Below are 20,262 nucleotides of genomic sequence, written 5' to 3'. Positions count from 1 at the left end.
AACACAATTGACTGCATTGTAGGGAGCGGCAGCCGTGTTCGGTTTGACCTGAGGCAGCTTTTGCTTGGCTAAAGCTGCTTATACTGCGCAACAGAAAAATCAAATAAGCAGGTTAACTATGTTGCCCCTTAAGTTACGCGACTGGATTGTCAGCCATGGACCGGGATTGGTTCGTCGGCCACTCAGTGTTACTCCCTTTGCTGTTTATAGGCCGTTGCTGGCAAAGGTATTAGATCAGCTGCTGGCTGAACCGCTGGCTGAAGGGGAGTTAGATTTCCTTGAGGGACGTTGGTTAAAGATCGACATTTCAGACCTTGGCATGGAATTCTGTCTTAGTGTGTCGAATGAACAGCTGAAATTGTCGTCAAACATTCCTGATAGCGATGTCATTTTTTCGGCGCAACTAAATGATTTAGTGCTGATTTCTGCCCGAAGAGAAGATCCTGATACCCTGTTCTTTCAGCGAAAGCTGAAAATTGAGGGGGACACAGAACTCGGGTTAGAAGTGAAAAATTTATTGGCCCAGTTAGATATGGAATTGTTGCCTGGCTGGTTGCAAAAATCGTCAGAAACCGCGGCAGACTGGGTTGAATCAGCTAATCGCCGCCAGTTGATAGAGAGTGACCCTGCTTAGTATATGGCTAAAAAAAGCGCAGTTTTATGACCTGCACCTATTGATTTTTGCGTTTTATTCGTTCCAGCATCGATAGTTTTTGCGCCAGCTAGCAATTATTAAATATGAGCTACCTCACATTTACAGTTCATGGTTAAATGGCTGCCAATTTTGTGACAATTGTAATTTTTAGCGGCTAAATCAGAGGACGCAGTATGAAGTTCGAAAAGTCTTTATTAGCATTGGCGCTCGCCGGTGTGTTGACAGCATGTGGTGGTGGTAGCAGTGGCGGTGGTGAAGAGCCGCCGGTTGTAGAGCCGCCTATTGATCCGCCCGTCGGTGACGTGGTTGACATCTCAGTAGAGCTTGCAAAACGTCCTTTAGATGAGCGTCTGTCATGCTATCAAGGAACGGGTGAAGAAACCTGTAACCTGCGCATATATCAAGTGATGGTTGAAGCTTTTATTGATGGCGACACTAACTTTGATTACAACACCGCTTATGGTAACAGCCATCATAAAGGTGATATTCAAGGGATCATCAATTCACTAGACTACATTGAGTCTTTGGGGATGAACGCTATCTGGCTGACCCCAGTGTTTCAATCAAACACCTCCGATGCGCGCTTAAATGGTACCGGTTATTTCGCTGGTGACTACTTCACTGTTGACAACAATTTTGGTACCAAAGAGCAGCTGAAAACATTGGTCGACGAAGCGCATGCTCGCGGCTTGTATGTGTTCTTGGATGGCGTATTTGGCCACCATAGCGGTAATACAGCAGGCTCGCCTGAAGGGCGAAGCCTGAGCACTGACGGTCCTGCGCAGGGCAGTGGTCAGGAAGCTGTTTACCCAGATGATCTGGACTTCTACATCGAAGTTGCTACCTATTGGGTGAACGAAATTAAGATTGATGGCTGGCGTTTAGACCAAGCTTATCAGGTGCCTGTAGAGTATTGGGATAACATTCGTACCGCCGTAGAAACCGCCTCTGCTGGTGTCACCTATACCAATAAAGATGGTGTAGAGGTTAACCCTCTGGGTTACATGGTTGGTGAGATCTGGCGCAGTGCCGGAGAGATTGCTAGCCAAGGTTATGGCACTGAAGCTGCGCCCGCGTTGCTTTCTAATTTCGACTTCCCAGTTCGCTACTCCACCGTGCAAACATTTGCTGTGGATGAAGGTGGTACAGGGGATCGTCCTGCGACTCACCTTGATACAGGTATGATGCAGTTACTGGCATACCCAGATCATGCTCAGCCTAACCTGATGATCGGAAACCACGATATTTTACGTTTTGGCGATCTATTACAGCGTGGTAATTTGGCTGAGCCTGATGAAGCGGAATATTGGGCACGCCACAAAGCAGCATTTGCGTTTATGGCTGCTTACAGTGGTCCTATTACCCTGTATTACAATGATGAAATTGGCTACGAAGTACCGGGTTTTGCAGACCAGGTGAGCAATACGACATGTGCTGACCAAGGGTTATGTGACGATCACGTTGCTCGTACCAGCGGACGCATTGAAGGTGTTCCGACGTTGGTGGGTGAGACACCTGTAGAGTTGACTGCTGAAGAAGCCGATCTTAAGCAATACGTTGCTGACATCATGGCTATAAGAGCCGCTAATCCTGCGTTATATAACGGTTCTCGTACGCATATTCACTCAGATGAATATATCTATATTGATCGTAAAGACGCTGGTGACAATAACGTATTGGTGATGGTTAACACTAAAGGTGTTGAAGCTAACGTTACTATCCTCGGTACTGCGATCGGAAGTGATGGCCAATTGGTCAACTTGATGAGCGATGCTGCAGTTGAGATTGCTGCCGGCGAGTACGCTGTTACTTTACCCGCGTTTGGTACAGCGTTTTTCGATATCACATCACCGACAGCTGAAGGTCCATCGTTAGGTGATGGTGATAACTTGGTTGGTGAAGGTCCGCTGGCTGATTGTTCTGCCGCTGATGCTGGAGAGGTTGGTCCCCTTGGCATGGATATGTTTATCCGTGGTAACTACGAAGGTGGAGATAACTTCGGTGCAACCCCTGATAGCCACAAGTTCGCCTACAAGGGTGATAATATCTATCAAGTTGTTGTTGATGAAGCTCAGCCAGCAGCGTTTGGCTTCAAGTTTGCGGATGCAGGTTGGAGTGCTGAGTTTGCTGTTGAAAATTCTGGTGCAGTAAATATCGGTACCGAACAGACTATGGCTCCAGCTGTGGGTGCAGGTACAGAGTCAACGATCTTCATCCCAGAAGCCGGTGAATACGTTTATAGCTTCCGCATCAATGCAAGCAATGATGGCGGTGAGTTGATGGTTAGCAAGTGTGAGTAATCACTGTCGCTAAACACTAAAAAGGAGGCTTCGGCCTCCTTTTTTAATGCTTGTTTTAGCGTGTCAGATTGATAGCCTAGGCGCGATATTTAGCTAGTTTGGTTCTATGCCGTATAGCTTATCGAATTTTGCCCATAGCTGTTCCTCCGTATCCGGGTGTGCGGGATCAGGAATAATGCAATTTTTAATCGGGCAGACACTGACACAGGTGGGATCATCATAATGCCCCACACATTCGGTACACTTCTCGGGATCTATCTCGTAGATCTCCTCACCCATGGCGATCGCTTCATTCGGGCACTCCGGCTCACACATGTCGCAATTGGTGCAGGTATCGAGGATTTTTAATGCCATATCAATAAACTATGTTCGAATAAAAAACGGTTTGGCGATTTATGTGAGGCATTGTCTCAGATCTACTTAGGCTAATCTCACTTTTTTGATTTTAAGCTGCCGATTGCTCAGGCGAAGAAACTTATCAATGAATAAAACTCACAGTGTTTTCGGCCACATAGGGTAACAAAGCAACCCGCGTGGGGTGGGTTGCTTCAGGCCTGCGTAAACCGAACAGCAACTATAAGATAGGCTGTTGTTCCATCTTTTCTTCTACGTTAACAGTTTCAGTGGCTGTTGCGGCATCATCAACCCAGCCGCCGCCCATTGCTTTGTATATGTTTATCAGCGATGTGTAGTGAGAGACTTGTGCATCCACGGTGATCAACTCAGCATCAAATAGCTCTGTATTGGCGTAGAGTACATCAAGGTAACTCGCGACACCGCTTTCAAACCGCATGGCGGCATACTTTGCATATAGGCGCAGTGCCAACGTTCTTTTCGATTGCGCCTCGTAAGTTCGTTCGTTGCTACTGGTCGATACCAATGCATCATTGACATCGCGGAATGCGTTAATAACCGCTAAACGGTAACTGGCTTCTGCTTGATTTCGTCTGGCTTCTGCTGATTGGATTTGGCCTTCTACCCGTCCGAAAGTAAATATTGGACCGGTGATATTAGCGCCAAGGTTCCATGTCTTTGCCGAACCATCAAGCAAGTCATCCAAGTCGGCACTCGCCAATCCGAGGGCGCCGGTTATCGATATATCGGGGTAGTAGAGGGTTTCTGCTACGCCAACTTCTGCATTTGCGGCGACCAGGTTCTGCTCGGCTTGCATTAGGTCTGGGCGGCGGGTCAGAAGCGTCGACGGTAATGATGAGGGTACTTTGGGTAGCTGCATCTCATCCAGCTCTTTACCCCTGACAATCCCTTCAGGGTTTTTACCTATCAAAGCAGCCAGCAAATTTTCTTGCGCTGCAATTTGAGCTTCAAGTTGCGGTATAGATGCGATGGCTTGTTGATATTGGGAGTCAATTTGCGCCACTTCCATCATCGAAACCGTACCGTACTTATGTCTGAGTTCGAAGATATCTAGGCTTTGCTTGTAGCTCTCGGCTGTTTCATTGGCGATGGTCAATTTGCGATCTAAACCTCGCAGATTGATATAACTGGCAGCTACGCCGGTTATGACAGACATGATCACGCCACGTCGACCTTGCTCAGTTTCATACACTCTCGCGATCGCGGCTTCATTTTGGCGTTGCACGCGGCCAAACAGATCCAACTGCCAGGTAGCCCCCAGTGCAGCTTCGTATTGCGAGTAGTAAGGGTCTGAGCCTGGTGTGAAACCATAGGCTTCTTTGGATATTCGATTGCGTTCGGCACCACCGTTATAGCCTATTTCGGGGAAAAACTGCGAACGGGTTGTGCTGAGTAAGCCCAAGTATTCTTCAACTCGGCTGGCAGCGATCTTTATATCTAAGTTTTCCGCTAAAGCGAGATCGATTAACCGATTTAGTTCGGGATCATTAAATTTTAGCCACCACTTCTGATTGACTAGCTCAGATGCCGAGCTGTAGTCCATTCGCCACGCGTCGGGTAGTACTAAGTCGGGGCGTTGATAATCTGGCCCGAGGGTACAACCTAACAATAAGAACGTAGCTAGCCCGGCACTCAGGTAAAGCTGTTTGAGAGGTCTCATATTAACTCCCCTCCTGTTGACTGGGGGTCAGCTCTTCTGGCGCATCATGCTCTTCTGAGCTCTTCGAGAATTTATGACTCATGGTTTCGATCAGCACGAAGAACAGAGGCACGAAGAAGGATGAAATCAGTGTAGAAGCGAGCATTCCGCCAATCACCCCGGTACCGATAGCGTGCAGGCTATTCGCCCCTGGGCCAGTCGCAATGGCCATAGGTACGCAGCCAAGAATAAACGCCAATGAAGTCATGATGATTGGTCTGAGTCGTGCGCGTGCGCCCTCAACGGCGGCTTCAACTAGATCCATGCCTGAACGGTAATTGTCTAAAGCAAACTCAGTGATCAAGATGGCATTTTTCGCTGAGAGCCCGACTAATGTCACTAGCCCGACCTGAAAATAGACGTCATTTTCCAGCCCTCTGCCCCATGTCAACAGCAGTGCTCCACAGATGGCAAAGGGAACCGCCAGCATTACCCCAATGGGCAGGGTCCACATCTCATATTGTGCTGCCAAGATGAGGAACACCATGATGAGGCCAAAGGCAAAAGCAATAATGGCGGTGTTGCCTGCTTGTTTTTCCTGGAACGCTTGTCCTGACCACGCGTAGTCATAGCCCGATGGCAATACTTCGGCGGCAACGCTTTCCATTGCCGCGATTGCTTGACCAGAGCTATAACCCGGGCTTTGCGCGCCGGTAATTTTTGCTGAGGGGAAACCGTTAAACCTGGGCAACATGTTGGGGCCTGAAATAAAGCGATGGGTGGCAACCGCTGATAATGGTATCTGGACACCGGTCGTTGATTGCACATAGATATTGGAGAAGTCGCTGGGATCATCTCTATATTTCCCTTCGGCCTGAATAATGACCTGCCAGATCCGCCCAAATTGGGTGAACTGAGAGACATATTGGGAGCCAAAGTAGGTGTTAAGCGTCTGGTAGATATCTTCTATTGGCAGCTTCATCAGCTCTGCTCTGGCACGATCGACATCAAGGTAAAGTTGACGCTCTGTTGCTGAGAATGAGGTGTTCATACCCGCCAGTTCCGGACGTTTTCGCAATGCAGTTAAATACTCTTGAACAACCTTTTCTAACGCTTTTGGCGTACTGCCACTTTTGTCCTGAATATAGAGCTCAAAACCACCGGTAGTGCCTAAGCCCGGAAGGGAAGGTGGGTTGACCAATACGCCTATACCATCATCAATACCCGCTAAATTTTTGCGACTTCGATTGAGGACATCAAAAGAGCTCATGCCAGGCTCTTTGCGCTCCTCGAAATTCTTTAATTGCAAAAATAGTACGCCACTATTTGTACGGTATTGGGAGTCAATAATGCTGTAGCCATTGAGCTGTGCGATCGCTTTGAGAGCGGGATCCTTCATTGTCCGCTCAACAATGTCGTCATTCACTTTTGTGGTTCGTTCAAGACTTGCTGCATCGGGTTGCATACTGACCCCAAACAGATAGCCCTGATCTTCTTCAGGAACAAAGCTCGTGGGTAATATTCTAAACAATGCCACGACGGCGAAAATAACCCCAAAAAATATAGCGATGCCTATGATCCGATGATTGATCAACCACCTGACGCCAAGGATGTAGATATCAGTGAATTTTCCGAAGTATTTTTCGAAGCCGACAAAAAATGCATTTTTCTTTTTGTCTTTATCCGGTGGTCGGAGAATGATGGCGCTGAGCGCTGGTGATAGGGTTAAGGCGACAATCCCGGATATCACCATGGCGATGGCTATGGTGATGGCAAACTGTTTATACAGGGTACCCGTCATGCCGCCCAAAAATGCAATCGGCAGGAACACAGAGGAGAGTACAAGTACAATAGAGACAAGTGCACCGGTAAGTTCTTGCATCGCCTCTTTGGCGGCCTCTTTTGGTCCTAAGCCTTTGGTTTCCATCTTATGTTCGACCGCTTCGACCACAATAATAGCGTCATCCACGACTAAGCCGATAGCCAAGATCATGCCAAACAGGGTCAGCATATTGGTGGAGAAATCCAACCCGTAAATACCTATATAAGCACCAATAATTGCTACAGGCACAGCGATGACAGGCACAATCGTTGCCCGCAAGCTTTGCAGGAACAGGAATACCACTAGTACAACGAGTACAACGGCTTCGAAAAAGGTATGAACGACTTTTTCAATGGATGATTTAGTAAATTCAGTCGTGTCTAAAACAATCTCGTATTTTACGCCTTTGGGGAAAGTTGGCTCCAGCTGCGCGAGAACCTCTTTTACCCGCGCAGATGTCTCGAGGGCATTGGCGCCAGGTTGTTGATAGACAACAAGAGACGACGACGTGATGCCATTGGTTTTCGTGGTCAGTGAATAGCTTTTTGAGCCCAGTTCGCTTTTACCTACATCGCGAATTCGGACTATTGCGGCATTCTCTTCATCGCCCGAGCGGATATTGATGTTGTCAAATTCGCTGGGTTTTACCAGCATCCCCTGACTGGTGATCGGGAAGTTTTGTATTGTTCCTTCCGGAGCGGGGTTGGCTCCCAATTGGCCTATACCAAAAGTTTGGTTCTGGCCGCTGATAGCATCAACAACTTCGGGTACCGTAATACCCATCTGTGCCATCCGGTCGGGTTTGAGCCAGATACGCATAGCCACATCTGGCAGAGGAAATACTGTCGATAAGTTAGCCCCTGGCAAGCGCTTGACGGCATCCCAAACGTAGAGATTCACGTAGTTGTCCAAATCTACTTTGGTGATCTCTTCATTCTCACTGGTAAAGCTGATCACCATCATGAAAGATTGCGAGACTTTTTGCGTGGTAACCCCTTGGGCACTGACGGAAGCGGGCAGCTGCGGCAGGGCTTGGCTCACTCGGTTTTGAGTGTTTACCTGGGCAATATCTGGATCCGTGCCAGGCTCAAATGTGACGATTAGCGACATATCACCAGAGGATGAACTACTGGAGACCATATAGATCATGTCATCGACACCGTTGACCTGTTGTTCAATCGGTGCCGCTACCGTATTGGCCACCACTTCCGCGGTCGCCCCTGGGTAGTTTGTTGATATGGTTACTGTTGGCGGCGCAATATCGGGGAACTGTGCGATCGGCGTGGCTGTCATCGCCATCGCCCCCGCAAGCACAATAACAATTGAGATGACCGCTGAAAAAATAGGGCGGTCAATAAAAAAACTTGGTCCCATGGTGACTCCCTATTTACCGGCCGCTGAATCCGCTTTTGGACTACCTGTCTTGCTCTTTGCATCACCCGATTTGGCTTTGGGGATGTAGTGGAGAGCTTTGACTGGCATCCCGGGACGAATAGCTTTAAAACCATCAACGATAAGACTGTCACCTTCGTTGAGGCCGTTCTCTACGATCCAACCATCACCTACCCATTCACCTGTGGTAATAGGTCGCTCCTCGACCAAACTTTGATCATTGACCAATAAAACGGCTTGTCCCTTAGCGCTTTGCTGTACAGCTTGTTGTGGTACGACGATAGCGTTAGGACGTATGGCACCGAGTAGATTTGCCGAAACGAACATTCCGGGACGTAAATGAAAGTCAGGATTGGGAACGACCGCTCTCACTTCAACGGTACCGGTCTTTGAGTCGTAAATTGGCGAGGCAAAATCTAGGTAACCAGTGTGAGGGAAAATTGAACCATCAGCCATGACGATTTCGAAGCTGAATTTCTTACCGGTTGGGGTGGTGATGAGGCCTTCATCTTGTTGTCTTTGGTAGTCTTCCATCTCGTTTTGAGAGATGGCAAAGTTAACCCAGATAGGATCTAGTTGTGCCACGTAGGAGAGGTTTGCTGACTCGCTGACAGAACTTAGATATGCCCCTTCTCTTTGTTCGGCTGCGCCAGTCAGTCCGGTTGCCGGTGCTTTGATGGTGGCATAGCTCAAATCTAAATCTGCGCTAGTGACGTTAGCTTTGGCGGCAAACACGGCAGCTTTTGCGGCTTGCTGTTCGCCAATCGCTGTATCTAGGTCACTCTGGCTCATGGCATCGGCTTCTGCCAGTGGCTGGATCCGTTTCAAATTGGCTTCAGCTGTCCAGAGTCTGGCTTTGGCCGCCTCTAGCTCACCTTTAGCGGCATTCAGCAGGCTAATGAAAGGGCGTTTGTCCATTTCGAACATGACGTCACCCTCTTTTATGAGTGTTCCCTCGTCATAATTTATCTTATCGAGAAAGCCTGATACCCGTGCCACAACGGCGACTTCCCTCGAACTTTCTATCTGTGCTAGGCGGGGGATCTTGAATGGTACGGTCTTGGTGGTGACACTGATAACTTTGACTTCATGGGGAGATGGGGCTGGTCGTGGAGCGTTATCGCTACAGCCCTGTAGCAAGCTTCCTAAGCCAAAAAAAGCAATGAAATAACACCACCGCTGACTGAGACAATTCCTGTTTTTGAGTTTTCTAGCCACGACCTCTTTCCTTGTGCTAATGCCTACACAAATGTTCGTAAATATAAGGTTAGAACAATTTTTCTGTATTTCTCTAAATATTGTTGATTTTTAAAACAAATAAGTAATTTAGAGTCGCTAGGTAAGGGACTTGGCGGAGCAATATAAGGCAAAGAAAAGTGAGTACGGTGTGGAGAGTGCTGAGAAACCGCTGCTGAGAGTATTGGCTACTAGCTTGATATGAATAAGAATAGGAGTGCGGTTGTTAGCGCGCTAACTATTTAGCGCGCTTGCTGATTTAAGTGCTGCAAGTGTTCTTGTTGCCGTATTAAGTTGCCTGAGCGAAAGGTTGGCGGGTGTTTTCGCTCTCTTGCAAGTTGCGCATCAGGATCCCGAAGCTAACATCTATCTCTTCGGGGATCGGCAGGTAGACGGTATATCCTGAGCCAGGTGCAACGCTCATCGCCTCACCTTTCGCATTTTGCATCTCTTCCAGTGTGAAGGTCAGGTTACCCTCAGGTGTCATCAGCTCTATGCTATGGCCGATCTCAAACTTATTTTTGACTTCGACTTCGACTAAGCCTGTTTCTGCGTCGCGGCCGGTTATCTCACCAACAAACTGTTGAGTTGTACTGACTGAATGACCGTACTCGTAGTTCTGCGTTGCACCGTGGCGATGACGTTGAAGAAAGCCTGGTGTATAGCCGCGGTGAGCCAGATGTTCCAGACTCGTCATCAGATTGGGATCGAACGGCTTGCCAGCAACAGCGTCGTCGATTGCCTTACGATAGAGCTGAGCAGTACGGGCAACATAATAGAAGCTTTTGGTACGTCCTTCGATTTTTAGCGAATGTACACCCATCTTGGTTAGTCGTTCGACATGCTCAATGGCACGAAGATCTTTCGAGTTCATGATGTAGGTGCCATGCTCATCTTCAAACGCTGGCATATATTCGCCTGGACGCATCTCTTCTTGTAGCAGGAATATTTCGCTGCTGGCTGGGCCTTCACCTAATGTTGCGTCAGCTTGCTGTGCGGTGATTTCCTGCACTGCAATAGCCTCTTGCTGACGTTGTGCTTCTTTTGGATCTACGGCGACAACATCACCGGTTTCTGTTTCCTTCGCTTCGTGGGCATCGTATTTCCAGCGACAGGCGTTGGTACAGGTACCTTGATTGGGATCCCGTTTGTTGATGTAACCAGACAACAGACAGCGGCCAGAATAAGCCATACATAGTGCGCCATGAACAAAGACTTCTAACTCCATCTCTGGCACATGTTGGCGGATCTCTTCGATCTCATCGAGGGAGAGTTCACGGGACAGAATGACGCGCTCAATCCCTTGGCTTTGCCAGAATTTAACGGTGGCATAGTTCACCGCATTGGCTTGCACCGACAAGTGGATCGGCATGTCGGGAAAGTTCTCCCGCACCATCATGATCAAGCCTGGATCTGACATGATCAGTGCATCAGGCTTTAGTGCGACGACTTCGCCGACATCTTTAATGAAGGTCTTCAGCTTACTGTTATGGGGAGAGATATTGCACACAACATAGAGCTTCTTGCCAAGCGCGTGCGCTTCATCGATCCCTTGCTTCAGAGTTGGAAGATCGAACTCGTTGTTGCGAACTCGCAAGCTATATCTGGGTTGCCCTGCATAAACCGCATCTGCACCATAGGCGAAGGCGTAGCGCATGTTTTTAAGGCTGCCTGCGGGGGAGAGTAATTCTGGAACGAACATGGGCGCAATAACTCGTGTGATGACCGGTTTAGGGCGGCGAATTCTACACCTAAGGCGCATTTTCAGCAACTCGGCTGGTTAAATAATCACCACCTTCATATCCTGTGAATTAGCTCCCGAACCCAGATGTCATCGCTGTGTTAACATGCGCCAAAATCAGCTTTGGCTAACAGTTTCAATAAGAATAGAGAACCTTTGAATGTCCGCAGAAGAAGCCCTGTTTCACATATTGGAAGCCCAGCTGGAAAATGACGAATTGGTGTTACCTTCATTGCCTGAAGTGGCTATTCAGGTGCGTGATGCTGTTGATGACCCTGACAGTACATTGGCTCAGATAGTCGATGTGGTGAGTAAAGATCCTGCGCTAAGTTTACGCCTTATCCGTATTGCTAACACCGCACATTATGCGCGAGCGGCTAATGTGTCGACGTTGAATGCGGCTCTGCATCGCATAGGCATGCGGGCGATTAAGAACATTGCCATTGCCATGGCGCTGGAACAGTTGTTTGTCTGCAAAAATGACATTGTTCGTATTTATATTGAGCGAGCGTGGCATCAAGCTGTCGATGTCGCTGCGGCTTCAACGGCGGTGTTTGCGAACTATCGTGAAGACCATCGTAGTAGCACTGTGTCGGCTGATACTCTGACGCTGATGGGACTCATTCATAATATCGGGGTGTTGCCGATCTTAGCTGAAGCGCAGCGTCATGATGACGTTTTTGCTAATCCTACCTTCTTAGATCGTGCTATTGCTCGATTCGGTGCCAGAATTGGTGGCGCTATCATGAAAAAATGGGGCTTTGGTGAAGAGTTTGCTCAGTTAGTACGTGATTGGCGTGATATGTCTGTTCAGCCAACCGCTATTTCCTATTTGGATTTCGTGCGGGTTGGTGCAATCTATGCCAAGGTTTCGAAGGATGAGAAGTTAGTGGAGAATATTCTGCAACTGACGGCTGAAAAAGGGATTTTCCAAGAGGGTGAGTCGCCGTTTGAACATGAGATGTTCATGACCCGTTTCCGTGAAATAAAAACAGCTTTTGAATAGTACTAAGGTATATCTTCATTCCTTAGCTAAGTTTCTGAATTTCGAGAACTATATATGTCGTCCGAAAATACTTTGTTAGACAACCTGCTTGAGCAGATTAAAACTGACGCACTGGTGCTACCGACGCTACCAGAGATCGCGTTGCGCGTGCGTGATGCGGTTGATAACCCTGAAGCGAGCTTACACAGCATTACAGATGAGATCGCTAAAGACCCAGCGTTAACTGCGAGCATGATCCGTATTGCTAACAGTGCGTTTTATGCTCGAGCGGTGAAAGTAACGAATCTAAATGCTGCGGTGAATCGCATTGGTTTGGAGCAGGTGAAGAATACTGCAACATCGATGGCGATGAAGCAGATGTTTATTTGTCAGAACGACGTGGTGTTTGATTACTTTGATCGCGCTTGGTGTGACTCGGTTGATGTCGCCAGTGCCGCTGGTGCTATCTTTGCCGCTTATAAGCTTAAGCACCCGGGCACGGCATTGGAGAGCGATACTCTCTGTCTGATGGGGCTTGTCCACAATATTGGTATTTTGCCTATCTTGGCGGAAGCGGAGAAAAACGCTTCCGATTTAGCGAACCGTGGTTTTCTCGATCAGGCGATCCGTAAGTTAACTAAGCACATCGGTGTCGCCATCATTAAGAAGTGGGACTTTGATAAGTCATTCGCCATCGCTATCGCCAAATGGAATGCGGATGATTACGAGCCGAAGAGCGTTGATTATATAGACTTTATCCGTATAGGCGCAGTTTATGCTGGCTTGTTAGGGCAGGGTAAAGCGCAGGCCGATTTGTTACAGCCCTATTTGGAAAAAGGGGTGATCGAATCGCTGGAGCTATTTGATACTGACGAGTTTAAAGAGCGTTTTGCTGAAACACAGGAAGCGTTCAGCGCTTAACTACTGTTCTTGGTGACAATAAAAAAACGCGCTGTTCAGCGCGTTTTTTATTGTCTAACGCAGGGCGTTATGACTATTCGGTGTCGTCGCTTTGTTCGCCACCCAGTGCTTCCAGCAACTCAGGAATAAAGTTTGCCAGTTCCCCACACATTAATAAGAAGTCGGCATCAAATTTAGCTGCAGCATCTACATCGTCGCTGTTGCCGCTCTCTTCTCGCAATAGGTCATTGAACTTGAGTCGTTTTATCACTAACTCTTGCTCTAGCAGGCAAGTCAGGCGTTCGCGCCAATCGACAGCTAACTTAGTGACCATCTTGCCCGCTTCGAGATGAGCGAATATCTCGTCGCTGGTTAGATCTTGTTGCTTACAGCGGATAACCCCGCCATCTTCCTGGGTATCTCTTAGCTCTGCTTCTTCAAGCAGGCTAAAGCCTGTTGGCATCGGGCCATTTTTCACCCAATCTGTCATGCAGGCGGCGGGATTGGTGTTGCTGGCTAGAGGGACGACGGGCAATGAGCCGACCGTCTTACGCAGAAGCGATACCAGTTCATCGGCTTTACCGGCACTGGAGGCGTCGACAATCAGTAGATTCTCTTGCGGTGAGACATAGGCAAACGTCTTTTGACTCCGAGTAAAGGCGCGGGGCAGCAGTTGCATCTCAATCTCTTCTTTGAGTGTCTGCTGCTCTTTGCGTGGGACTGGGCGTCCTTGTGCTTCCTCTATCTCGGCGACTTTGCTATCCAGTGCTTCTTTGACGACCGCAGACGGCAGTACGCGTTCTTCCCTGCGCATACATAGCAACAGGTTACCGCTGGCAGCGTGCAATAGGGTGTGACCGTGACGGCCTAAAGGCGCAACCCAGCCTAACTGTTGCCGGTCCTGGCTGCCACATGGAGTGAAGGCAAATTCGGCCAGGGCTTTTTCCAGTGATTCTTCATTCAGCTCGCAAGGGCGGCTGAATCGATATATACGCAGGTTTTTAAACCACATAGTTATTCCAATTCAGAAAGGCTTGTATTAAAAAACGGGGCTTATTGAGCCACAGCAATGCCAGTTCAGCAAGGCTCAGCCTCGCACAAATTGATTTGTCCGGCGTTCTTCGCCAAAGGTTGATTCAGGCCCATGACCGGGAACAAAACGGATATCATCACCCAAGGGCAACAGCTTTTGCTTAATTGAGGCGAGGAGGGTCGGAAGATCCCCTTTCGGAAAATCAGTTCTGCCAATGCTGCCACGAAACAACACATCACCGACCCAAGCGGTGGCGCTAGGCTCATGGTAAAAAACGATATGTCCCGGTGTATGCCCTGGGCAATGTAGGACTTTTAAGGTTTCATTGCCGACGGTGACGGTGTCGCCATCGTCCAACCATCTATTGGGCTCGAATGTATCAACCTTGGCAAAGCCAAACATCTGACTTTGTTGCGGTAGTGAATCGATCCAGAATTTGTCATCCAGGTGGGGGCCTTCAATGGGAAGACCGCTGGTTTGAGTCAATGTTGCAGTGCCACCAATATGATCGATATGGGCATGCGTCAGCAATACCTTGCTTAGTGTCAGATGTTCGTTTTTAACTGCTTCTAACAGACGATGTACATCGCCACCGGGGTCAATGAGGGCTGCTTGCATGGTATCGGTGCACCAGAGTAGCGTGCAGTTTTGGGCAAATTGGGTGACAGGAATGGTTTTGTATTTTAGAGCCATTATTGGTTTCTCATGCGGCAGTCAATGCTGCCGCATGATAACAAATTTGCTTAACCGTTGTTTGATGCTTTCTCTGTGGTGCTGCTATTAGCATCTTGATTTGAGCCGCCGATATCGCCACCCCCAGCATCGTCACCTGTTGTTGGTGTGCCCCCGCCGGTTGAACCGCCTGCGGTGCCTCCGCCACCCGAACCGTCGGCTTTGAAGTTGCTGTAGTTCTCGAGTTTATTGACGCGGGTAGAGCTGCCTTGTTGCAATATCTTTACCCAATCGCCGGATGCCACAGCGTCAGGTTTTTCAGGGTCAAATGCCTGTACCACAGAGATAATATCGCCACTCTCTAAACGTATGGTGTATTCATGACCCTGCTTGGCGGTTAATGATTCCTCCGCCATTGCGCCAACGGTTGCGCCAACGACTGCCCCGACGACAGCAGCGATATCGCTGCCTTTGCCACCGCCAACTGATGAACCTGCGATACCACCTACGGCAGCACCGGCTAAGCCACCTGCACCTGATTTAGTACCTTCAATATTCACCACCTGAACATCGAGGACTTGACCAACGCGAACCTGTTGCACTTTTCGTGCTTCTTCTCGGTTGTAACTGGTACCGGTTTGTGAGCTTGGTGCACACCCCGCTAAGAAAGTGACCAAGGTGGCCATACCAACAATGAGAATTTTACGCATCAGCGTTCTCCTGAATAAATCTATCTAAATCTAGTGTGACCGATTGCAAGCCTCTGTGCTAGCTACAAACTGTTACATTAGTTGTCTATTTTGCTAATTGAACAGTGTCTTTACCTACATCATTTCGGTTGCTTGAACTGCCTGCCGCGCCAGTTGGAACTCGTCATGTATTAAAGTGGTGTTTAAACTGTTCGTTCGTTACATCAAGGTGAAACGACTCAGTTTGAGGGGTGGGGCAAAAATAGCTGTTTGTTAGCCCACTTGTTTATTCCGCGTGCGTATCGGCGTACCTCATTGAATTGTGATGTCGCTGGATATAGCTAGCAGACCTACTTATATGACGCATAATCCAATCGAGCCTCCTTTCCCGTATACCTATCAAAATCGTTCACCACAGCGGGTAGCTCGCTGATTATCAAAAAGGCGTGCTATTCACTGCTGATAGGGAGGGTGATGGTATAGCTTAGCCCCTCACCCTGAGGGCTGGTGGCCTGAACGCTTCCTTTTAGCGATTGCGTAATAAGGTTATAAAGAATATGGGTGCCCAAACCACTGCCGCCGTGTCCTCGGCGCGTAGTAAAGAAAGGATCGAATAGCTTGCGAAGGCTTTCCTGATCTACGCCAGTACCTGAATCGCGATAGATAATTTGTACCTGCCCATCGACCATGGCGATATCGATAAAAATATCACCGCTGCCAGTGTCATTGAATCCATGGATCAGAGTATTCATGATGAGGTTGGTAAATACCTGTGACAGCGCACCCGCGCGGCAATGAAGCACAAGGGTTTCTGGACAATTGATATGAAAACGGGGCGCTTGCCGTTTCAGTTTGGGCTGCAGTGACTTTATGACCTCGTTGATATAGCTTTTTAGATTGAGATCCCGGATCAGCTCGCTGGTTTGGTCGACAGCCACCTGTTTAAAGCTGGCGATCAGTTCTGCTGCGCGGTTGAGATTGGTTGAGAGCAGCTGCGTGCTTTGCTGAGCGTCGGTCAAAAATTCGGCTAGATTGCTTTGTGTTAAGGTTTTGTCGCTAAAACGCTGTTGTAGCTCTTTAACTCTGTCGTCTAGGTAGGATGCTGCGGTAACTCCCACTCCAATAGGGGTGTTAATTTCGTGTGCGACTCCTGCCACTAACCCACCCAATGATGCCATTTTTTCTGATTCAACCAGCTGGGCCTGGGTTGCTTTTAGCTCTTGTAATGAAACGGCCAGCTCCTCTTGTTGCAGCTTCAGCGCAGCTTGATGCTGTTCCAATTCACTTTTTTGCCGGTCGACTTCAACTAAAGTGCGGCTTAGTGTGGAGGTTTTTTTGGCAACATCTTGTTCCAATCTTAGATTTTGTTCATCTAATTGCCGGTTGGCGTCGATCAGCTCTTTCTGCGTCGAATCCAGCCCTTCTTTGTATTCCGCAAGTTGGTCAATCATCTGATTGAAACTGCCCTCTAACAGGGTCAGTTCATTTTTTTCATCACCACTGAGTTTTACTTTAGCGGCACCAATATCTTCTAAGTCCAAATCGCTGATCTGTTGAGTCAGCTCGGAGAGAGGTTGAGTCAAAAGACGATTAAACACCATCATGACAAGGAATATTAAGAAAAGGGTTTTTATCAGGGCGTTGCCGACCAGAAAGATAAGGCTGACCTTAATTCGATCTATCACCACATCTCGGCTGGAGTATATGGTGACATCCCCGAGCAGGGTGGCACGGCCTGAAAATTCAAAAACAAGGGGGAAAGTAAAGCCAAATAGCCCATGGCTGCCTTGTTGTAATTGTGGTGCAGTCAGTTGTTCGGCGAGCGGTAACGCGTTTGCTGTTAGTTGCCTGCCGATCTCAATCATCGCTTTTCCGCTTTCGTCTCTTATCACGACGCCTTCGATCATTGGCATAGCAACAAGGCCCTCTGCGATAGTGCGAGCTTGCTGTACGTTCAGTTCCCAGATCGCCCGGGTCAAACTGGCGCTAAAGGTTTTTTGGATCGTTTCCAGCTCGCCCGTGATATAGGATTTGGTATTGAAGTATTCAACGGCGACCTGGCCGCAGGTCACCAAGAAAGTTAACACGAAGTAGATCGAAAGCACTTGGTGCAGAAGTTTTCGGGAAAGACTGTTGATCTGCATGGCTACATCCATCGCCCAAAGTAATGAAAACGAGTCCTCGTATCTTATTTAATCAATTGTGGATAATATTCTCTGTTTCGCCAAGGGAAGAATGTTAAAAACAGCTAGTTGATCAAACCCTTGCAGCCTTTTATCCCGAACGAGGACAATACAGCCTAACGGTTCCCCTATCAGCGCTATTGCTCGTGTGACTATTCTCAATTTGCAACAAGCCGTCATTTATTGCTCCGATGGCGACAGAATTATCCTGCCCAATTCAGCATTCAATAAAAGTAATGTTTTGATATTAGTCATAAAAATGAATTTATTTATACCGCGTTAATTTGTCTTGACTAGTTTTAACAAAATGGTGACGACTGACATCAAACTGTCACAATTGCCTGACAAACTCTGTCGCATCCGAAGCCAAGGCTTTGATAAGAGCTTTCGGAATTTGAGAAACCAACAAATTTTTTATAAGGGATAGTTACGATGAAGCACTTCGCGAAAACTGTTGTTGCCGCTTCTTTGACCATGGCGTTTGCCGCTCCGGCATTCGCGGTTGCTCCGGTCACTGTTTATGGTAAAGCTAACGTTTCCATTCAAGCTGCAGACGATAAAGGCACTGACGGTTCTGAAATGGAAGTTAAGAGCAACGCATCACGTTTTGGTATCAAGGGCGGCGTTGAGTTGATGGATGACCTGCAGGCCATCTATAAGTACGAATTCCAAATTAACCTGACAGACGACAACGCAGGTAATAGTAGTGATGACAACCTTAAGTCACGTAACCAGTACGTTGGCTTGAAAGGTTTCTTCGGTGAAGCTGTGATTGGCCGTAACGACACCATGCTCAAGCAGTCGCAGGGCAAAGTGGATGTTTTCGGTGACCTTGAAGGTGATATTAAAACCTTGTTCCAAGGTGAAAACCGTGAAGGCGACACAATCTCCTATAAGACACCTAAGTTTAATGATTTTCAGTTAGGTTTCACCGTTGTTTCTGAAGACAACAGTGCTCAGGAAGATGATAACGGCGACACTAACTTTGGTTTCTCTTCTGCTATCACGTATGGCGATAAGAAGCTGAAAAAATCTGACCTGTATGCTGGTTTGGCAATGGACTCTCAAGTCGATGGCGGCTGGGACATCATCCGTGCAACCGTTGGCTACAAGTGGGAAGACTTGAAGTTAGGCTTTATTGTGCAAAACCAAGAGCAAGATAAAGATTGGGGTGGTAACGGCGAAGACCAGACCGGCTTCATGCTGAGCGCTGCTTACACCATCGATGCTTGGACACTGAAAGCGCAATACCAGACGATGGAAGATGCTGACGGCGCGGGTAAATACTCAGAAGGCAACGACGCTTCTGCTATCAGTGTCGGCGCTGACTATAAGCTGGGCAAACCAACCAAAGTATACGCTTACTACACGATGCGTGATTGGGATGACGCCGAGTATGAAAATGCTGGCGGCGATATGGAAGATGACGAGTCTTACTTCGGCATCGGCCTTGAGCACAAATTCTAAATCCTGCTTTAGACGGATTTAAAGAAAGAAACGGGAGCCATTGGCTCCCGTTTTTGCATTCCAAAAGCTGACTCCCTCTGGAAACTGTTACAGGTCAATTGGCAATGTGACGTTTTTGTTACTATCCCTCGAAATATTGTTATTTGATTTGATGAGGGAGTTCCCATGGCCATACGCCTGTTACCTGCGCTGCTACTTTTGGCTGCGACACCAATCAGCCAAGCGGCACCAACGCTTTACGGTAAGTTAAATTTAGCGGTGCAACAGAGCGATGATGGCACCACCGCCCGTGGTAGTTACTCTGAAGTCGCCAGTTATGCTTCTCGTTTTGGCCTTAAGGGCGACAGTGAACTGGCTGATGGCTGGGGTGTTTTCTATAAGCTTGAATTCCAGGTCAATATTGATGATGACGAGGGTGACGCGTTGGATTCACGGGATCAGTACGTCGGCTTGTCGACGCCGGCGGGTGACGTGATGATTGGGCGTCGCAACACCATTTTCAAAGAAGCCAACAACGGTGCCGATCAGTTCGGCGATGTTGAAGGTGATATCAAGTACCTGTTTGCCGGTGATAACCGGTTAGGTGACAACATCACCTGGAAATCTCCGATTTGGAATCAGCTGCAGTTGGGTGCCACCGTTATTATGGGCGACAACAGCAAGCAGAAAGACAAAGAGGACGGTGATGAAGGTTATAACCTCGCGCTGTTCTATGGCGATAAATCGCTTAAAAAGCAGCCGCTGTGGGGGGCTGTTGCCTATGAGGATGGGGTTGCCGGTTATAGCAATACTGTGCTGGTAGGGCGCGCTGCACTGGGTGATTGGCAATTTGGTGCAATGTGGCAAAACACCGAAGACAGTGAGAGCAATGATGATGAATCAGGTTATATGGTCAATGTTGCTTATTTGATGGAAGCTTGGACGTTTAAGGCTCAGTATATGGCCTCCGATCTTTATAAAATTGGCTACACCAAGCGAAAAGATGAAGACGGTAATAAACTAGGCTTCCAAAGCGGCAGTAGTATAGGCGTTGACTATAGTTTCAATAAGACAACGTCAGCGTATCTTTGGTACACCATTAATGAAAAACCAGAGAGCAGCTACCGTGACACGGCCGTGCAGAATGACGATGCCAGCTACCTTGCTTTGGGAATGATCCATAAATTTTAATCC

Annotated in this window: 15 protein-coding genes; 6 read left to right on the top strand and 9 right to left on the bottom strand. The window is 48.1% G+C overall.

Annotation, left to right across the window (positions count from 1 at the left end; translation table 11 throughout):
* The first annotated feature begins 118 nt into the window (after nucleotides 1-118).
* Nucleotides 119-634 carry a ubiquinone anaerobic biosynthesis accessory factor UbiT gene (gene ubiT, locus DU002_RS12190; RefSeq protein WP_114338675.1) on the top strand — a complete coding sequence of 172 codons (516 nt, stop codon included), beginning with the start codon at nucleotides 119-121 and terminating at the stop codon, nucleotides 632-634.
* A gap of 194 nt (nucleotides 635-828) precedes the next feature.
* The gene (locus DU002_RS12185) at nucleotides 829-2,955 is read left to right on the top strand and encodes an alpha-amylase family glycosyl hydrolase (protein WP_114338674.1); all 2,127 of its coding nucleotides are present in this window, start codon (nucleotides 829-831) and stop codon (nucleotides 2,953-2,955) included.
* A 93-nt stretch (nucleotides 2,956-3,048) separates the two neighbouring features.
* Here DU002_RS12185 and DU002_RS12180 read toward each other — a convergent pair whose 3' ends face one another.
* The 5 genes from DU002_RS12180 to trhP form a co-directional block, all read right to left on the bottom strand.
* Nucleotides 3,049-3,309, bottom strand: a complete 261-nt coding sequence (locus DU002_RS12180; protein WP_114338673.1) for a YfhL family 4Fe-4S dicluster ferredoxin — start codon at nucleotides 3,307-3,309, stop codon at nucleotides 3,049-3,051.
* Nucleotides 3,310-3,529: 220 nt separating this feature from the next.
* On the bottom strand, nucleotides 3,530-4,990 hold the full coding sequence (locus DU002_RS12175; RefSeq protein WP_114338672.1) for an efflux transporter outer membrane subunit: 1,461 nt from the start codon (nucleotides 4,988-4,990) through the stop codon (nucleotides 3,530-3,532).
* Between the two features lies 1 nt (nucleotide 4,991).
* On the bottom strand, nucleotides 4,992-8,165 hold the full coding sequence (locus tag DU002_RS12170) for an efflux RND transporter permease subunit (protein WP_114338671.1): 3,174 nt from the start codon (nucleotides 8,163-8,165) through the stop codon (nucleotides 4,992-4,994).
* A gap of 9 nt (nucleotides 8,166-8,174) precedes the next feature.
* A complete protein-coding gene (locus tag DU002_RS12165; RefSeq protein ID WP_158538045.1) occupies nucleotides 8,175-9,401 on the bottom strand; it encodes an efflux RND transporter periplasmic adaptor subunit in 1,227 nt (408 codons plus the stop codon).
* A gap of 307 nt (nucleotides 9,402-9,708) precedes the next feature.
* Entirely contained in the window at nucleotides 9,709-11,121 is a 1,413-nt protein-coding gene (gene trhP, locus DU002_RS12160) for a prephenate-dependent tRNA uridine(34) hydroxylase TrhP (protein ID WP_114338669.1), read from the bottom strand.
* A gap of 199 nt (nucleotides 11,122-11,320) precedes the next feature.
* On the opposite strand from trhP, the gene DU002_RS12155 reads away from it, so the two are divergent.
* Both DU002_RS12155 and DU002_RS12150 read left to right on the top strand, forming a co-directional pair.
* The gene (locus tag DU002_RS12155) at nucleotides 11,321-12,166 is read left to right on the top strand and encodes an HDOD domain-containing protein (protein WP_114338668.1); all 846 of its coding nucleotides are present in this window, start codon (nucleotides 11,321-11,323) and stop codon (nucleotides 12,164-12,166) included.
* 54 nt (nucleotides 12,167-12,220) lie between these two features.
* Nucleotides 12,221-13,066: an HDOD domain-containing protein gene (locus tag DU002_RS12150; protein ID WP_114338667.1), complete on the top strand. Its 846-nt coding sequence runs from the start codon at nucleotides 12,221-12,223 to the stop codon at nucleotides 13,064-13,066.
* A 73-nt stretch (nucleotides 13,067-13,139) separates the two neighbouring features.
* Here the strand turns inward: DU002_RS12150 and rdgC are convergent, their stop codons facing one another.
* The 4 genes from rdgC to DU002_RS12130 all read right to left on the bottom strand — a co-directional run bounded on the left by rdgC (nucleotide 13,140) and on the right by DU002_RS12130 (nucleotide 17,583).
* Entirely contained in the window at nucleotides 13,140-14,057 is a 918-nt protein-coding gene (gene rdgC / locus DU002_RS12145; RefSeq protein WP_114338666.1) for a recombination-associated protein RdgC, read from the bottom strand.
* A gap of 75 nt (nucleotides 14,058-14,132) precedes the next feature.
* Nucleotides 14,133-14,771, bottom strand: a complete 639-nt coding sequence (locus tag DU002_RS12140) for an MBL fold metallo-hydrolase (RefSeq protein WP_114338665.1) — start codon at nucleotides 14,769-14,771, stop codon at nucleotides 14,133-14,135.
* A 50-nt stretch (nucleotides 14,772-14,821) separates the two neighbouring features.
* Nucleotides 14,822-15,460, bottom strand: coding sequence for an outer membrane lipoprotein (locus tag DU002_RS12135; RefSeq protein ID WP_199405233.1), 639 nt, complete (start codon nucleotides 15,458-15,460; stop codon nucleotides 14,822-14,824).
* A 428-nt stretch (nucleotides 15,461-15,888) separates the two neighbouring features.
* A complete protein-coding gene (locus tag DU002_RS12130) occupies nucleotides 15,889-17,583 on the bottom strand; it encodes a sensor histidine kinase (RefSeq protein WP_114338664.1) in 1,695 nt (564 codons plus the stop codon).
* Nucleotides 17,584-18,054: 471 nt separating this feature from the next.
* Between DU002_RS12130 and DU002_RS12125 the strand changes: the two genes are divergently transcribed.
* Together DU002_RS12125 and DU002_RS12120 are read left to right on the top strand one after the other, a co-directional pair.
* On the top strand, nucleotides 18,055-19,089 hold the full coding sequence (locus DU002_RS12125; protein WP_114338663.1) for a porin: 1,035 nt from the start codon (nucleotides 18,055-18,057) through the stop codon (nucleotides 19,087-19,089).
* Between the two features lie 165 nt (nucleotides 19,090-19,254).
* Nucleotides 19,255-20,259 (top strand): porin, encoded by a 1,005-nt coding sequence (locus tag DU002_RS12120; protein ID WP_114338662.1) that lies wholly within the window; start codon nucleotides 19,255-19,257, stop codon nucleotides 20,257-20,259.
* The last annotated feature ends 3 nt before the right edge of the window (nucleotides 20,260-20,262 follow it).

It is taken from the genome of Corallincola holothuriorum, assembly GCF_003336225.1.
In the GTDB taxonomy this organism is placed as follows: Bacteria; Pseudomonadota; Gammaproteobacteria; order Enterobacterales; family Neiellaceae; genus Corallincola; species Corallincola holothuriorum.
Note: the sequence above shows the minus strand (reverse complement) of the source record. Positions and strands in the feature narration are given on the sequence as shown.

What these genes read in the sequence shown, in the direction of transcription:
- ubiT (WP_114338675.1), top strand. Translation starts at nt 119, where the DNA reads ATGTTGCCCCTTAAGTTACGCGACTGGATTGTCAGCCATGGACCGGGA.
- DU002_RS12185 (WP_114338674.1), top strand. Translation starts at nt 829, where the DNA reads ATGAAGTTCGAAAAGTCTTTATTAGCATTGGCGCTCGCCGGTGTGTTG.
- DU002_RS12180 (WP_114338673.1), bottom strand. Translation starts at nt 3,309, where the DNA reads ATGGCATTAAAAATCCTCGATACCTGCACCAATTGCGACATGTGTGAG.
- DU002_RS12175 (WP_114338672.1), bottom strand. Translation starts at nt 4,990, where the DNA reads ATGAGACCTCTCAAACAGCTTTACCTGAGTGCCGGGCTAGCTACGTTC.
- DU002_RS12170 (WP_114338671.1), bottom strand. Translation starts at nt 8,165, where the DNA reads ATGGGACCAAGTTTTTTTATTGACCGCCCTATTTTTTCAGCGGTCATC.
- trhP (WP_114338669.1), bottom strand. Translation starts at nt 11,121, where the DNA reads ATGTTCGTTCCAGAATTACTCTCCCCCGCAGGCAGCCTTAAAAACATG.
- DU002_RS12155 (WP_114338668.1), top strand. Translation starts at nt 11,321, where the DNA reads ATGTCCGCAGAAGAAGCCCTGTTTCACATATTGGAAGCCCAGCTGGAA.
- DU002_RS12150 (WP_114338667.1), top strand. Translation starts at nt 12,221, where the DNA reads ATGTCGTCCGAAAATACTTTGTTAGACAACCTGCTTGAGCAGATTAAA.
- rdgC (WP_114338666.1), bottom strand. Translation starts at nt 14,057, where the DNA reads ATGTGGTTTAAAAACCTGCGTATATATCGATTCAGCCGCCCTTGCGAG.
- DU002_RS12140 (WP_114338665.1), bottom strand. Translation starts at nt 14,771, where the DNA reads ATGGCTCTAAAATACAAAACCATTCCTGTCACCCAATTTGCCCAAAAC.
- DU002_RS12135 (WP_199405233.1), bottom strand. Translation starts at nt 15,460, where the DNA reads ATGCGTAAAATTCTCATTGTTGGTATGGCCACCTTGGTCACTTTCTTA.
- DU002_RS12130 (WP_114338664.1), bottom strand. Translation starts at nt 17,583, where the DNA reads ATGCAGATCAACAGTCTTTCCCGAAAACTTCTGCACCAAGTGCTTTCG.
- DU002_RS12125 (WP_114338663.1), top strand. Translation starts at nt 18,055, where the DNA reads ATGAAGCACTTCGCGAAAACTGTTGTTGCCGCTTCTTTGACCATGGCG.
- DU002_RS12120 (WP_114338662.1), top strand. Translation starts at nt 19,255, where the DNA reads ATGGCCATACGCCTGTTACCTGCGCTGCTACTTTTGGCTGCGACACCA.